Below are 16620 nucleotides of genomic sequence, written 5' to 3'. Positions count from 1 at the left end.
ATTACTCCCTCCAAATGAAGTAGGGAGGGAGTAGACTAAAAAATTTCGGGAAATTAGGATGTATTTTGCCTATTCGTCGCTTTCTAAATTTTACCCATAAATTAACCCCAGAAGCCATTAGCTCCTGGGGTTAAATACATCTGGTTAGCATATCGTTAATTGCTAGGAATAAAACACTAGTTTTAAACTTTTAAGGTGCAACGCGTAAGTTCCTTTTTTAATTACGCCTCTTTAAACTTATTTTTTCTTGCAAAGTTTGTTTAGTTTGTTTTAGTTTGTTTTGGATAGAGAGTTGCAAGAGTAAAATTGAGAGTTCTATCCTAGGTGTTACTTGTTACTTAGCTTGCCAAGCTAGCGCGCCACTTTAGTACTCGGCTAGGGTGATTGTATTCTGCTTTGCAACGGTTGGGTTCAGCAACCATAACAAAAAAGAGTAAAAAGCAGAGAAAACCAACTTGGGCATTAAATATAGGATATTACCATCAACTTTAGGTTAAAAATAAGCTTAACACTTGTAATTGTGCGTTGACCAAAAAGGTATTAAGAGCTAGGGTAACCTGATTGTTTAGTTATATGGTTGATTCTTAGATTTTATATCTAAATTGTTTACTAGGATGATCTTACGGGCTCATAGCCCGTAAGATCCCAATCAGGGGTTAAACCTACTCTTAGCTTAAACGAGTTTCTAAAGGATAATCTTAAGCTCGTAAACTTAGACTACTTAAGATAAAAATCTTCCTTTAGCTTGCTGTAGTTTAATCGTCGTATGAAGAGTTTGTACGTAATTTACGCGATGGGCGGAAACGTACAACTTTACGAGCCGTAATCATTACTTCTTCGCCTGTACGCAGGTTACGACCTGGACGAGCTGATTTTTGTACTACCGAGAACGTACCGAATGAAGATAATTTAACGGTTTCTGAATTTAATAGTTTTTCGCGAATCGTGTCGAAGAAAATTTGCACGAATTTTTTACTAATCGCTAAATCATAACCGTATTGATTTTGCAGTTTATAAGCTAAATCTTTACGCGTTACACAAGGTAATTTTTCTTCAACTCGATCTTGATCTACTTGTTCAGTCACTGATTTGCGCGGTGCCATGTTATACCTCACGTAAGATCGCTCCGAATTTAGCACTTAATGCGTTAACTACTAAGTTAACTTCAGCATTAATTTCTGCATCTTCTAGAGTACGATCTGTGGCTGTAATGGTTAATGTTAAGGCTACAGATTTTTTGCCAGTTCCTAAGCTTGCGCCTGTGAATAAATCGAATAACTGTACATCAGTTAATAACTCACCGCCTGCTTGTTTTGCATATGCAAGTAAGTCACCAACGGCTACTGACTCATCAAGAATTAAGGCAATATCACGTTTATTGCTTGGGAACTTAGAAATCGCTTGTACTTGAGGTACATGAGTACGGTTAATTGCTTTATGCGCTAAAGTGAACATAAAGGTGTCACCTGTTACCCCAAATGGTTTAGCTAAACTTGGGTGTACTTTACCAATGATCCCCACTTGCTCACCATCAATTAAGATAGCAGCAGTTTGACCTGGGTGGAAACCTGGAGCTTGCGTAGCGACAAAGCGAATGCTTTGGTTAGCTTGCGCTGCCGTAATTGCTAGTACATCTTCGACCACACCTTTTAAGTGGAAGAAGTCTACAGGTTTAGCAGTGTGCTCCCAGTTTTCTGGTAAAGTTGTACCAGCTACTAGACCTGCTAGAACTAGCTCTTGACGCACGCCCATTTCAGCATTAGCGTCTGGTACAAAAGTTAACCCTGTCTCAAAAATGCGTACGCGTTTTTGTTGACGTTTTAAGTTATAAGCTAAAGTACTATATAAATTGGTAAATAAGCTTAAACGCATTTGACTCATTTCTACCGAAATAGGGTTTGGTAAGTCAAGCGTTGGCTCGTTTGGATGGAATAAAGCTTGCAGTTTTGGTTCAACAAACGAGTAAGTAACTACTTCTTGGAAATCGCGGTTGATTAATACATCTTTTACGCGATTTAAAGCAAGATCAACTTCGTTGAATTGACGCATGCTTAATTCAGCTACTGGCGAAGCAGTTGGGATATTTTCATAGCCATCTACACGAATGATTTCTTCGACCAGATCTTCTGGAATCTCTAAATCAAAACGCCAGCTTGGAGTAGTTACGTTGTAAGTTTGATCTGCGTTTGCTACAACTGTACAACCTAAATCCGTTAACACTTGTACTACTTTCTCGCTGCTATATGTAATACCTGCGATTTGTTCAAGTAGTGCATGCGTTAAAGTAATTTGTTTAGTATTAGCAGGGATTTGTCCTACTAAGTTAACTGGACCTGCCTGTCCACCACAAATTTCTAATACTAATTGCGTAGCGCGTTCCATTGCTACCAAGAGCATTTGTGAATCAACACCACGTTCATAACGGTGTGAAGCGTCGGTGTGTAAACCATATTGACGTGCACGATTTACAATCGATAAAGGAGCAAAGTGTGCTGCTTCTAAGACAATGTCTTTAGTTTGAGCATTAACACCAGAGTCCTCACCACCAAAAATACCAGCAATAGCAATCGGACCTTTTGCATCAGCAATTACTAGAGTATTATCTTGTAATTCGGCTGTTTCACCCGAAAGCATTACCATTTTTTCGCCTTGTTGTGCAGAGCGAACGATAATTTGTTGGTTTAAGCGTGCTTTATCAAAAGCGTGCATTGGATGACCTAAGTCATGTAATACGTAGTTTGTAATGTCTACGATTGGATCAATCGATCTTACACCTACGCGTGCTAAGAATTGCACCATCCATTCTGGAGTTTTAGCACTTACATTTACATTATTAATTACACGACTAGCATATGCAGGACATGCTTGAGCATTCTCTAAACTTACAGGGAATACTTCGTCAATAGTTACACGATCCCGAGCTTGGGCAAATAATTCTTCTTTAAAGCTCGCAAAACGCGTTGCACGATGATATTTAGCAGCTAAGTCACGCGCTACACCTAATTGTGACAGACAGTCAGCACGGTTAGCAGTTAAGCCGATTTCTACAACTACATCATCAGTTTTTAAATAGTCAACTACGTTCATGCCCAGAGGCGCATCTGCAGGTAATTCAATAATCCCTTCCGATTCAATGTCAATACCTAACTCACGGTATGAACATAACATACCATTCGAAGGTTCTCCTCTTAGTTTTGCGGCTTTAATTTCAAAGTCACCTGGTAGCACAGCACCAACAGTTGCCACACATACTTTTAGACCTTGACGACAATTCGGTGCACCACAAACAATATCTAATAATTCGTCGCCACCTACATTAACTTTAGTTACACGAAGTTTATCGGCATTAGGGTGTTGGGCACACTCAACTACTTCTCCGACTACTACTTTCGTAAAAGTACCAGCAACTGGAGTAACGCCATCTACTTCTAGACCTAACATTGTTAAGTCGGTAATTACAGTATCACGTTCTGGTAACTCAACCCAGTTACGTAAAGCTAATTCACTAACAATCATGTTGTTTCCAAAAATTCGTTGGTAAGAAGTTTATAGACAGACTTAAGTTTAGTTATTAAATTGTTTTAAGAAACGTAAGTCGTTTTCGAAGAAGGCACGTAAGTCAGTTACGCCATAACGTAACATAGTTAAGCGCTCAACCCCCATCCCTACAGCAAAGCCACGGTATTTAGTTGGATCAATGCCTACAGATTCTAATACTTTAGGGTGAACCATACCGCAACCTAGTACTTCTAACCATTTACCGTTTTTCCCCATCACATCAACTTCAGCTGATGGTTCAGTAAACGGGAAATATGACGGACGGAAACGAATTTGTAATTCTTCTTCAAACACATTAGTTAATAAGTCTTTAATTACCCCTTTAAGGTTTTTAAAGCTTACTTTATCTGCATGATCCACGAATAATAATTCGATTTGGTGGAACATTGGTGTATGTGTTTGGTCATAGTCATTACGATACACACGACCAGGAGCAATAATGCGTAAAGGTGCTGCCATCTTCTCCATTGAACGGATTTGCACCCCTGAAGTTTGCGTACGTAATAAACGTTGCGCGTCAAACCAGAATGTATCATGGTCTGCACGTGCAGGGTGATGAGCAGGAATATTTAAAGCGTCAAAGTTATAAAACGCTGATTCAATTTCTGGACCACCTACTACCGTAAAGCCAATTTCAGAGAAAAACGAAACAATACGGTTAATAGTTTTACTTACTGGATGTAAACCACCTACGCCTACGCTACTACCAGGTAAGGTTACGTCAATACGTTCAGCTTCTAATTTAGCATTCATTTCTGCTAAAGAAAGATCTTCTTTACGTGCGTTTAATAAATCTTGTACTTCTTGTTTAGCAGCATTAATTTGCGCCCCTACTTCAGCACGAGATTCAGCTGGTACGTCACGTAATTGTTGCATTAATAGCGAAAACGCACCTTTTTTCCCGAAATTATTTACCCTAACTTCTTCAAGTTGAGCAATGGTAGTCGCAGCATTAATTTCGTCTCTTGCCGCGGCAGTAATTGATGAAAGTTGTGATAAATCTATCATTGATAAACTCTTAAAAATTGCTAGCTGTGGGTAGCTACCTAAAATGACTACCTTAAAGGCTATGACTTATTTAATTTAAGTGCTGTGGCGTAGACTTTGATCTATACAGGCCAGTGGCTTTCTAGCCTAAGAGGCTCATAAACCGCTTAAGCTGGAAAAATCTACTTAGATAACGATTCTGCTAAAGCAAAGTTGAAGCTCCAAGCGATAAAAGTCGAAGTAAATTACCATTACGATAGTAAACCAACAGTAAACCAGTAAACCTACAGTATAAATTTACCTGCTCTTTTATCTTTAAGCACTTAAAAATAAGAAAAACTTCAGAAAATAACTTTTTTACAAGCATTAGTCTGGAGTTTATATTTTGCTAATCTTAAAATAACTTTTTGATTATTAGAGCAAAAAACCCAGTTTACCGCTGGATTTTCTCAATCAGTTCTCTATTATACTTGAAATCTAAAAAAAATTCTAATTATTAGCGATTTAAGCCCACAGAATTTAAGCTGTCGGCAAATTTTGTTAGTTGTTGGGAAAAATTATTTCGCCAGATAAATCAAAAGTAAGGTTTTGTGCTATTTTAAGTCCAAAAACCACCATTGATGTCAATGCAAATGAATCGCAATTAGTGTTGATAACTAAAGCAAATTGAGCTTCTAAGAGTGGTTAATAATGGGTATGAGCTGTACTCAAAAATAAACCTCTACTCAAACTTTATTCAGACAACCTTCAAGCAGAGCTGTACACCACAAGCGATACTCAACTTTATTAAGTGATACTCAAACTACACTAAATCTACACCTTAGCACCTATTGCTTAACACCATAAGTAGCTTAATAACTATAGCTTATATCATGACTTAATCATGGCTTAAGTCTTGTTTTATCTTGCTCGAAAGAGTACAGTGCTCTTTGTAATCGTCTTCCCAAAGACGTTCACCTTGTACTAGTTGTTCTGCACTATATTCCGCAAAGTCAACTTCAAAGTCTGCAAACTTATCTACTTCAAGGTACAGTTGATTCCAATTGTTATGACGAATTTCATGGCAATAATTATAAATCTGCCAAATTCTACTTGCCACAAAGGCATAAGCATTAGCTATTTCTTTGGCGTAATCTTCAGGCTTGATCTGACTAATTCTTGCTGCAAAATCCGGATTTAACTCGTGTGGCACTAGAGTTACTACTTGTTCAGGCTGTACTGGGCTGCGTTTTTGTTGCTCTTGGGTTAGTAATTGCCACCAGCTTTTGCTTGCAAGTTCTTGATCTTGTTTTAGATGCGCTGCGAGCGCTAAAAGATAAGTTTGATCGCTGAGTAGGTCATAAACCTGATTACGTTCATTCCTACCCCAAATAAAGAGATCTACTCCTTGTGAGTTCTTACTCTGACTTGCTGTAGAATAAGCGCTTGTGGTAGTGCTTACTTCTTGTGAAGAATTTTCTTGCTTAGCTTCTTGCTTAACTTCGTGTTGAACTGCTGCGTTTGGAGCTTTCTTTAGTGAGCCTTTAATCGCACCTTCAGTTGACACATAAGCTTGACGATTTTCAGGAAGAATAGATACTCCTAAATGTAAAGAGGACATGCCTAGCACAAGTAGATCTTGCAGCAATTCTGCTGGTTCAAGATACTGTTGCGGATCGATATATTCTCGCTCTAAAGCTTTACGGCGATGCTTAAAAGCTTTTTGCCAAATCTCTTTCCAGAATACGTTTAAGGCTGCTAAGTACATAAAGGCTCCTGTAATGCGTTGGAATGGGTAACTGAGTTAGTTACTTTTTTCTTGTTATTTTTAGATTTTTCTAGCTAATTTTTAACTGTTTATAGTATAGCTAAACTTTAGCTTGGACTTAGAAAAATTAAGCTAAAAACTGCATTTTTCTGCGTATAATACAAGAAGATAGCAATTTTATCCAACCATTAATTTTTACTGTTCAATTACTCATTTTTACTGTTCAATTACTCATTTTCTTGTCTTTTTGAGGATAGATATGGAGTCACCTTACACTTATTTACCACCTATTACTCCCTCGAGTGCTACTTACTATTGGCAACAAAGATTAGAGTCTTTGTTCTTAAACTTACAAGGGAGTTTATATGCTTTTAGTTTCTTACCTGAAGCTCATGCCATGCGTGAGTTAATCATCTCACCTAAACATGGTGCTTGTAAGTTACATCCAGAAATAACCGGCATGTACCTAAAAGGCAAGGTAAACGAAAAACGCAACAGTAAATACTTCAATCAGAATCCTCAAAAAGTTAACTACCATTATGCAATTTGGTTAAGTAGTCTCTATGCAGAATTACAAGAGGCTGACTTAAACCGGTTAAGCCTGCCTAATCCTGAAACTCTTGCAGCCAACTATAGTGAAGTTTTACTTAGCTATGTGCAATCATACGTAACCATGCGTTATGAAACTAAACTTTGCACTTATTTACAAGGTGAAAGTATTAGTCTTAATGCTTTTAGTTTGGCACAACTAGCAGCCCTATTAATGCACTACGATTACGATTTAAGCAAAGCTAATGCTGCCTTAATTAAGATCTTACGTAATGAAATAGTGCCAGAACTCGCAGCTTTCTATCCTGAAGAAATTTTACAGCAAGCACAATTTAGTTCACAAACTACGAGCACTCAAGTACAAACTAGAGCACAACAAACTAAACTCCAAGAGACTAAGGACCAAGAGACTAGCTTCCAAGATCAAGTAAATTCTCACAGCCAAGTAGAACTAAGAGATGAGGCTCTAGCTAAATTTAGATCGCAAACTACTTCTCAAGATAATCAGGCTACTGCACAATCTACTGCGCAATCTACTGCTCAAAGTACTACACAAACAACACAAACATCAGCAACCCAAGAGTTTGCAAGCAACTTTAAATACTTAATCCTACGTGCTAATCCACGGATTATCCAACCTGCACGTCAAATTCTGCGCTCTACTGAACAAGTAGTCCAAGAGGAAGAAAACTTTGCAGCCTTTGCGCAAAAAGTAGCCGAGAATCAAGCCCAACAAGAACTTGCGCAACTAAAAGCAGCGCAACAAGGTACTGAGCTACAAAGTGCGCAACAAAGTTCACATTCACACCAACAGCCAAACTCAAACCAAAAAACAAACGATCAACAAATCAGTTTACTTAAAACCCAATTAAGTAAACGGAGTTATGAAATAAGCACTGAGTTTAACTCGCAAGAACTACCTCAAGCCGAGCAAAATTACGTAGTGATTATTCCAAACTTTCAGCCACAAGATTACGCATGGTTATTACATGAATATCAAGGGCAAGATCTTGATTGGTTATTAGTTGACTGTTTAATTGGTGCTATCTATCGTGAGTTAGCTGCCGATGACTTTGTAACCCAAACTTTTAGTTTTACGCAAAAGTTCTTACCTCTCTTTGAAATTCTCTGGCAAGTATTGAGTCAAACTTTTATTGGGCAATGGGGTTTAACTACCTATCTATATCGTCAATCTTTACTCGAGAGTTATAAACGTAATCAGCAGCATTTAAGTAATAAGCTTGCCTATATTCAGCAAGCTCCACAACAAACCATCAGTTTTACTAAAGATATAAGAAAATGCCAAGGTTACAAAACTTACCGTGAAGAGAACGGCTGGAATCTACTTCATCTTACGTTTCATAATCTTACTTATGAACTTGCGCATACACCATTAAAAGAAATTAAACCGCAAACAATCCAATTACATGCAGGTAAGCAACAGCAAGCCGTAGTTAAGTACTTACAGCATTTTGTACAACAAAATCAAGAGACCATTAAACAAGCACTCACCCAACTCAATCAAGAGTTAACTAAGTATCAGTACAATAGCTCGGCCATGCAGCAAGCTCTTAAGCAAGCATTTGCACAAGAGCAAGAACAATTTGCCGCTACCTTTAAAGGTGCACAATGGCAAGAAGTTACATTGCAAATTTGGGAAAACGAGTGTAGTGCAGAAAACACTTACAGTAAAATCACTCAACAGCTACCAAAAATGCTTGATGATGTTACTGGACAGATTACGAGTAATACTCCTCAAGGGTTGATTATTTTCTGTCATGGTTATGATATACAAAACTGTATCCGTCATCGCGTGCATTACTTTGCAAATCTTCGCCAAGTAACAGCAAAATCACGCATCTTCTTTATTCTCTTTTACTTTGTTTTTGTGCCTTTATGGTTCTACTTTATTTGGGTATTTTTCTTTAGTGATCGGTTTTAGTGTAGTGGTAAGAATTCAGCCTGCTGTTGCTGTGATTAAATAATGATTTTCTGACAACCAGAAAAATCTATATTTTATCTTTCAGATAATCTACCTAGAAAAAAGTTAGGAGGTTTAGTCAATGACGATTACTTTTTCTCAGTTGGTGCAAATCTACCGTCAAGCGGAGTTTGTTGAAAACTCAGATCTTGCAAATTTTTGTCCTAATTCTACAGAAGATCTTTAGTTACTCAAACTTCTTACAGATGATAATTTCAACGATTCTGGGATTAGTACTTATGCTGGTGAATTAAAGATTAACCAACCGATCCAATTAAATATACACACCCCAGCTCTTAATATTGGTAGATTATTTGATGATTTTGCAGCATTTATAGAAGGAGATATGGCTTATCTTGGCAATACAGTAATAGGTAGCACTCCTTACTTTATAAAATCTGAAAAGATCTCCTCTGATGATAAAGAGAAACCTCAATATTTGCTAAATTATGAAAGCATAAAGAAATTGTTACTTCAACTTACCGATAAGGCTGCTTACTATGACTAGGTAGGTAAAAAGCTTATATTCTTTGGTAAGAAAACTTTTGAACTGTCTCTTGATGTGTCTAAACAAATTCCAGATTTTTGCAATTTATTGCAAGAGTTAAATCAAAAGCAGATACAAGTAATCATCGATTTTACAGGTTGGTTAGATGAGGTAGAAACCACTACACATTCTGATTATCCAAATAAGGAAAAAACCGATTCTTATATTAGTTCTAAACAATCTGTTTTAGCTTTTGTCCTTACTGACACTTTTAAACAAAAAGCGACTATTCTTGACTTACTACGTGAAATTACGCAAATAAATCAATCTATACATAAGCAATACGCTCCACATACAGAAAATTTCAGCAATGAAAAATCCATCAAAGAGCTTACATACTCTCCATACAATAGTGAAAAATTTGAGTCTAGAGTAAACGAAATCATTAGTAAACTGTTACCTAAATTTTTAGGATTACCTATTCTAATAGCTATCCTTGGAACTCTAAAATCGGGAGATAATTGGTTAACATATACTGCTATTTGTTTATACTGCCTATTGTGCTGGTTAAATTTAAATTACCAAAAACAAATATTAGACAATATAAACCACGATGTAAATCAATTTGATCAAGAAGGAAAAGTACCTCTAGAGCTAAAAGCAAATTGGCAAAAAAAAATAAGGATAGAATAGAAAAATTACTTGCCAAACAAAGAACTATGTATTGGATACTATTAGTAATAGTCAGTGTTTGTTTCTTATATAGTGTTTTCAAATTATTTCCTTAAGTTTATCCTTTACTTAAGATGAGCTGTACCCCAAAATCTACAAGAGGAGCAAGATATACTTGCTCCTATTATTACTCCTCTTGAGCAGTCCCCTTCTTACAGATCTAACTTCTATATCTCATTGCTATTTTCCAATATAGAAGTTTCGCAATCCCACAGCATTCTATGCAACAATTTCTATATAACTAACAAAGTTAACTTTGGTTGACAAACTTGACAGTTTGTAGCTTTACCAACATTTATCAAGGTAATCGTAAACATAAATTTCCCATCTTCTGTAAATACAAATATAAGTATTTTACGAGTTTTTCTCGTCAGTATGTTAGACTGTGTGCAAGAGCATATAAGTCAGTACGGTTTTTGTTCTAACATTCCTATCGACTGGTGTAAATAGAATACTGCTGTATTAATAGCTATTAATTAGGTATTAGTTCCAGATTATAATAAACGCACTTTTAAGTAACTATTATCAATCTACTTTTAAGGACGTTTATATGTTTAACAATCTTCGTACCTACAAAAATACTCTTGCGCAACACCGCGGCTATCGCCAAGTGTTTCGCAGGTAAACTTACTTTAGGTTTAATTGCTCCTTTTAAAGACTATCAATAACCATACTCAGATCTTGGTGATATGTTTGAGTTAGCTCAAATGGCTGACAATTCAGAACTAGCGGATCTCTGGGTAAGAGATGTGCCTCTTTATGATCCGGAGTTTGGTGATGTAGGGCAAGCTTATGATCCTTTTGTCACTCTCGGCTACTTAGCTGCAGTAACTAAAAACATCAGCTTAGGTACAGCTGGGATAGTTACGACCTTACGCGAACCAATTCTTACCGCAAAACAAGCTGTAAGTATGGATCAACTAAGTAAAGGTCGTTTCCTTCTCAGATTAGCTACTGGGGATCGTCCACGTGAGTATCCAGCCTTTAATCAGAGTTTTCTCAATCGTGGCGAGTGTTTCCGAGAAACATGGGATATTATTACGCGTTTAATGTATCAATCTTATCCCGATTTCTCTACGTAAAACTACGGTACGTTTAAAGGTAATCTAGAAACTTATCCTAAACCACTAGGCATAATCCCTATGCTGATAATTGGGCAAGCACGTCAAGATACTACATGGATTGGACAGCATGCTGATGCATGGCTAACTCATGGCATTACACAAGAAAACCTAAGTACTAAGATCAGTGAACTACAGCAAGCTGATCTTGCTTCCCCAGTGCCTTTTAGTTATGGAACTTTTGTACATCTCTTAGCTGATCCAGACGCACCATTAGAAATGCCACGTCCAAGACGTATTCGTGCAGGTTCTAAAGCTTTAGTTAAGTAATGGAAAGAGCAAGAAGCTTTAGGGGTAACACATGTATGTGTAAACCTCTTACTATCTGATGATCGTGATAGCAAAACCGTCTTACAAGACTTTTTAAAAAATGTCGTAAGTCATTTTCCAAAGCATCAAGCTTAATAAACTTAAGTTCTTAATTGCTTAAGCTCTTGATTGCTTAAGCTTTTTTAGAAGAGGTTGTGTGGAAATACAACTCTACACACCTCCTAAAACTTCAAAGTTGGATAAAGTTAAACTCTTCAATTTAAACTCTTCAATTTAAACTCTTAAATTTAAGAGTGACTTTGATCTCTAGCTTTGACTTATATACTTTTTAATTCACGTCTTTAATTTAACTACTAACTCAACTTAAATCCTAATCTACGCTCGACATTGTTTACCTACATTGTTTACCGACAATAGAAAAGTTAACATCACAATGTAACGTAGCAAATACAAAATGTAACGCAGTAAATAGCAAAATTCTGTATGCAACTGTAACGAGCAACTTACGTTTTAAGCAAGTTATCTTACTCTTAATCGGGAATAAGCTTGATACTTTTACCACTTATTTTCTCAAACCAAAGCTTAAAACTAAGGCAGATTAAATTTACTTGATTTTATCGAGTGTGATGCATGTTCAACTCACCACATATTCCTTTCAATGAGTATGAGCTAATAACTACGAGCGAGCCATTTAGTCCAGAGTTATCAGCTTATCAACATATTGAAAGCTACATTTGCCCGATCGAGCAACAAATTATTGAGCAAATCCAAGGTAGCGAGGATTCGACTGCTAATACAAACCCAAATATTTGTCATGTGGGATTTGTGTGTAGTCATAGTTACTTAGATTTACTCGAACAAAGTGTGATTTCAATTATTGATAATCGTATTGATAATTTAGACACACCCATTCATCTGTACTTTTTAATTGATGATTCTTTAACGCTTGCAGATTTTACTCCATTAAGCAAATATATGAAGCAAGATGCTGCAGTTAGTTATAACATTGTTAATATCCAAGGTTCGTTAGACTGTGTAACTAGTCATATTACCAGTCATGCAGAGCGTATCGCTTATTTCCAAAAGCATTTAGCTCAGCAACTCGAACAAAGCAACCCTTTATGGGTGCAACATAATCAGAATTTACAATCTCTAATGCATGAAAAGCAAGCAGAGCAAAGTAATGCTACAACTACTAACTCAAGCAAAGGTAAAAGAAAAACTAAGAGCAAAAGCAAAAGTAAAGCCAGCACGCAAGCAAAACAACAGACCTTTACTAAAGCTATTTCTGCTTCCTCTACATATCAAAGCACAGGACAAACCATTGCTGATCCAGCTGTTCTAGCTTGGTTAGAGACTAATTTTGCCCAACTCTATCAAACTTATGATCCTGCGAAGATCGTTTATCGTCATCAACATGATTATGAGTTGTTACAACATGCAATTTTAAAACTACAACGTCAGAATTTTGAGGCCTATGAGCCTATTAAACTCATACGCTTACTAGTTCCTGAGGTGATTCATAGTATTTCTCCGCATGCTGACTTTATTTTGCTTGCAGATGCGGATGTTCTCTTTCTCTATGACATCACCAAAATCTTTGAAACCTCTTTAGAGCGAGCTATTAGTGTTACTACCGATCCAAGCCTTGTACCATGCAATAGTTCATCCGCTCCTATACATACAGCCGAAGATACACGTAGTGCTGCAGAATTAGCTGCTCTTAATGCTCAAGCACAAGAGCACTTTACCTTCTTTAAGTCTCCGCATTATGTTTTACCGGGCATCACTGGTTTTCGGCTCTCGATTTTAAAACCTTATTTCTCTGATCTGACTATCTTGTTACAACAAGGTTTACGTAACTATCTGTATGGCGCAGCAGTAGATCCGGTAGCCGAATATCTCTCGCTACTCATGATCGCTCTGGGAGCTAATATTTTCCATCCAGACTTAAATATGGTACGCTGGCATCAAGGTTATTACTTTGAAAGAGGAGCTAAGGGAGTAAATGTATATCGCCGTAATCGCGATGAATATGCACCAGTTTTAGCCTTACACTATGCTGGAAAAGATGCCAAACGGGTGACTGATCCGCAATTAGGCGAAGTCTATCGTCCTGGCATTATCTATCAAGTTAAACGCGAGTACTTCTTAGCCAAAGTACCACAAACGCAAGATGTGCAGTTTGTTGCAGATATGCTTGTGCACAACAAACGTTTACTCGAAGAAAATCCCGTTGAACCGCAAATCACCACGCACTTAGTGTTTTGCTCAAACCAAGATTACTTAACGGCTCTAAACACTTGTCTTGAGAGTCTGTATTTTTATCGTAAACCGCATAATAAATACATCGTCCATCTTTTCTATCGCGACATAGAACAAGCAGACTTAGAGCAATTACAACAGCGTGCCGCTTGGAGTAATTGTGAAATACGTCCGTTCAATATGCAAGAGTACTTAAGTAAGTATCCAGATCTAACTACGAAACAGTACTTTACGATCGATATCTACTCACGTTTATTTATTCCGGATATCTTTGCGCAATACTATCCAGAGGTTGAACAAGTTACTTATCTCGACGTAGATCTATTAATTCAGCATGATCTGGGTGATACTGCAGTTGCTAATCTGGGAGATAAGATCTTTGGTGCGACACCAGACATTGATCTATATGCTCGCTTACAAGATGATTGGCCTGTAGATCATGATATTGATGACAAGCGCTCGTACTTCTTACGCTTTACTAATGCTAATCCGCAAACCATTTACGATATTGAGTATTTTAATTCTGGAGTGATTATTTGGAATTTACGTCGCTGGCGTGAACTTGAGTTGCCGCAATTCCACTTACTCGAGCAAATGCGTCAGCACATGAGCTTTGCTTTTCCAGATCAAGATATGTTGAATCTGTTCGCTAAACAGCATGGTGGCTACTTCCGTCTACACCAAGGTCTAAATAACTTACGCGGACCGGTTGAAGATGCCCAATTACGTCTGTTTAAACCTAACTACACTACCTATCCAGAACGTTGCCCGCTGTATATCATGCATTACACTGGACCACAAAAACCGTGGAATAATCCGTTTATTGCAACAGCAGAATGGCATCTTTTCTTCTGGAGATTAAGCCTGCGCATGAAAGATATCATCACAGGTAAAGATTTAACGATACCAAGTAAAAACGATAAGGCATATGTGCCGTTTACCCAACGTACTGTTGCGGTGTATCATTAGCTCTTAAACATAAATTAAACCCCGAAAACAAAGATTCTTTGTTCTCGGGGTTTTACTATAATTTAATGGTAATACTAAGCTAGTTGTACAGTACCTAATTGTATCTAGTCGTATCTAGATTATTCTTTGAAAAAGGCAACTACTTCATCAAAGGCAATTAATATCCATTCCCAAACTTTAGCAGCAATAACTTTAATAAAGTGCCAAATCGTTGCCGCTACTTCTTTAATGATCTCGACAAAACTAAAATCTAATTCTTGGTAGTTAGCTTTGATTTCATTGATTTTAGCTTCAAGAATTACATCATAATTCTTAGCAAAATCATGCCAGAATTCTGTAGGCACTATCCAATAAATTAAACCTATGGCAATAAGATAGTGTAAAAAACGAATCTTTTTATTGTGCTCACTACTTTCCCACCAGTATAAGCAAAAGCCATTTGCAGCATATACGGGATTGTTTTTCCATTTAGAATGAGTAGCTAAACGAGGAAACAGCACGAGGAAAGGTAAAGGTCGTTTATTAGTTAAGTCCCAAAGAATATGATAAAGAGCACCAGCCGTAAACGCAGTACCTATTACCCAACCTTGTTTATGTAAAACAAAAGCTTGGTACACACATACCCCAAAAAAGACTAGCCACAATAAAAACCAGTGAGTAAAGGTTCGATGGGGTATAAGCCCCCATAACTCTAGACGATCTGGAGCAACCGACCCAAAGTAAAAAGCTATAAACGCAAATAGAGAGTTTAATAACTTCATGTCTGGATAGAAATAGTAGCTTGCAACTGCAGCTACAATCCCTAAAGAGAAACCTATTGATTTATGAGTTTTTGCTCGCATACGTCTTAGCCTTATTACTCTGGATCTGGTGATTTAAAGAGTTCGGTTGGATGTTTAGCAAAATATTTAAAGATTACTTCGGTATTAAGTTGTAAGCCTTTATCGTTTACTAATGGGATATTTTGTTCAAGGTAAGTTTGTAAAGCTGCACGTAAGTAATCTACTTGCTCTTGGCTTAAGACTACAGGAGCTGCTTCTTTAAAGTCTACTTGAGGATAGAAGTAACTTAACATTTTTAAAATAATTAAGTCAAAGTAAACAAAGTTTGCCAGTAAACGAGACATGCTGTCGTAAATCCCAAACGATTCAAAGCGTTTTAAATATTCAGCTTGTTCGTCTTCTTCCATCCCACGAATGAACTGATAAATATCTGCTAAGAGCAGTTTGAACATATTATAGGTTCGTCCATAAGCAGGATCTTCAGGATTTTCGATTGGTAAATATGCTTGATCGTATAAAGATTTATCTGCAAAGTTTTGCGCTAACCAAGCTACGGCATATTTAGGATCACGACGTTTAGTTGCTAAATCATAAATAAGAGTACGTAATACGACTTTAGCTTCAGCGTTTTGCTGTAAGAATGGAAATTCTTCTACAATACGTGAGTGGACATAAGCACTCAAGGCATCTTTCGATTGCGCTAAATAGCCATTATCGAGAATTTTTGCATTTATCGCCATATACTTTCCTTAGTACTCCGACGAGTATTTGGTGTGTTATCGCATGTGAAAAAGAGTGGAACTTTAATTACTTAAATTCTTAGTCTTTGAAAATACGATAAAAATTAGTTAAAGTTATTTAAATTTGAATCCCAGTTTTTAACAAAAACTGCTTTTTTCTGGGAGATCTCTTTGTTATTATACCTAATATGCCATTTAAAGTCTGTATAAGTCTATGAAAATAGGCAGTTTTTGCCTTACAAAGTTCCAAGTCTAAATAAAATATCAAAACCCTTAACTAAACAAAGGGAAAGGTAAAAATTAACATGGGGAAGAGCATTTCTCAAGCAAAACCTAATTAAAAACAGCCCATGCAAGGCATGAGCTGTGTGTTGTTTGAGGTAATTATGAATTATCTTAATGTTTAATACTTTTTTCTAATTTAGATATAGG

At 36.9% G+C, this 16620-nt stretch carries 12 protein-coding genes; 6 read left to right on the top strand and 6 right to left on the bottom strand.

The features are described 5' to 3' along the window. Positions 1-755: 755 nt before the first annotated feature. The 4 genes from CKF58_RS02460 to CKF58_RS02445 form a co-directional block, all read right to left on the bottom strand. Positions 756-1103: an integration host factor subunit alpha gene (locus CKF58_RS02460; RefSeq protein WP_119530521.1), complete on the bottom strand. Its 348-nt coding sequence runs from the start codon at positions 1101-1103 to the stop codon at positions 756-758. 1 nt (position 1104) lies between these two features. Beyond that, complete coding sequence (pheT, locus tag CKF58_RS02455) at positions 1105-3516, bottom strand: phenylalanine--tRNA ligase subunit beta (RefSeq protein ID WP_119530519.1); 2412 nt, start codon at positions 3514-3516, stop codon at positions 1105-1107. Positions 3517-3564: 48 nt separating this feature from the next. Further along, complete coding sequence (gene pheS, locus CKF58_RS02450) at positions 3565-4566, bottom strand: phenylalanine--tRNA ligase subunit alpha (protein ID WP_119530516.1); 1002 nt, start codon at positions 4564-4566, stop codon at positions 3565-3567. Between the two features lie 856 nt (positions 4567-5422). Next, positions 5423-6292, bottom strand: coding sequence for a hypothetical protein (locus CKF58_RS02445; RefSeq protein ID WP_119530513.1), 870 nt, complete (start codon positions 6290-6292; stop codon positions 5423-5425). A 259-nt stretch (positions 6293-6551) separates the two neighbouring features. Between CKF58_RS02445 and CKF58_RS02440 the strand changes: the two genes are divergently transcribed. The 6 genes from CKF58_RS02440 (at position 6552) to CKF58_RS02425 (ending at position 14666) form a co-directional block, all read left to right on the top strand. Beyond that, positions 6552-8783 carry a hypothetical protein gene (locus tag CKF58_RS02440; protein ID WP_119530510.1) on the top strand — a complete coding sequence of 744 codons (2232 nt, stop codon included), beginning with the start codon at positions 6552-6554 and terminating at the stop codon, positions 8781-8783. 385 nt (positions 8784-9168) lie between these two features. Continuing rightward, positions 9169-9330, top strand: a complete 162-nt coding sequence (locus CKF58_RS08560; protein WP_245959230.1) for a hypothetical protein — start codon at positions 9169-9171, stop codon at positions 9328-9330. 54 nt (positions 9331-9384) lie between these two features. Next, a complete protein-coding gene (locus CKF58_RS08555) occupies positions 9385-10002 on the top strand; it encodes a hypothetical protein (RefSeq protein ID WP_245959229.1) in 618 nt (205 codons plus the stop codon). A 728-nt stretch (positions 10003-10730) separates the two neighbouring features. After that, positions 10731-11123, top strand: coding sequence for an LLM class flavin-dependent oxidoreductase (locus CKF58_RS08550; RefSeq protein ID WP_245959228.1), 393 nt, complete (start codon positions 10731-10733; stop codon positions 11121-11123). Between the two features lie 60 nt (positions 11124-11183). Beyond that, positions 11184-11432, top strand: a complete 249-nt coding sequence (locus CKF58_RS08545; protein ID WP_245959227.1) for a hypothetical protein — start codon at positions 11184-11186, stop codon at positions 11430-11432. 630 nt (positions 11433-12062) lie between these two features. Then, positions 12063-14666 carry a glycosyltransferase family 8 protein gene (locus CKF58_RS02425; protein ID WP_119530507.1) on the top strand — a complete coding sequence of 868 codons (2604 nt, stop codon included), beginning with the start codon at positions 12063-12065 and terminating at the stop codon, positions 14664-14666. 119 nt (positions 14667-14785) lie between these two features. On the opposite strand, the gene CKF58_RS02420 is transcribed toward CKF58_RS02425, so the two are convergent. Then, complete coding sequence (locus tag CKF58_RS02420; RefSeq protein ID WP_119530504.1) at positions 14786-15508, bottom strand: metal-dependent hydrolase; 723 nt, start codon at positions 15506-15508, stop codon at positions 14786-14788. A 14-nt stretch (positions 15509-15522) separates the two neighbouring features. After that, on the bottom strand, positions 15523-16188 hold the full coding sequence (locus tag CKF58_RS02415; RefSeq protein ID WP_119530501.1) for a hypothetical protein: 666 nt from the start codon (positions 16186-16188) through the stop codon (positions 15523-15525). Positions 16189-16620: the final 432 nt, after the last annotated feature.

The sequence above is a fragment of the Psittacicella hinzii genome (assembly GCF_003585935.1).
GTDB lineage: Bacteria > Pseudomonadota > Gammaproteobacteria > Enterobacterales > Psittacicellaceae > Psittacicella > Psittacicella hinzii.
Note: the sequence above shows the minus strand (reverse complement) of the source record. Positions and strands in the feature narration are given on the sequence as shown.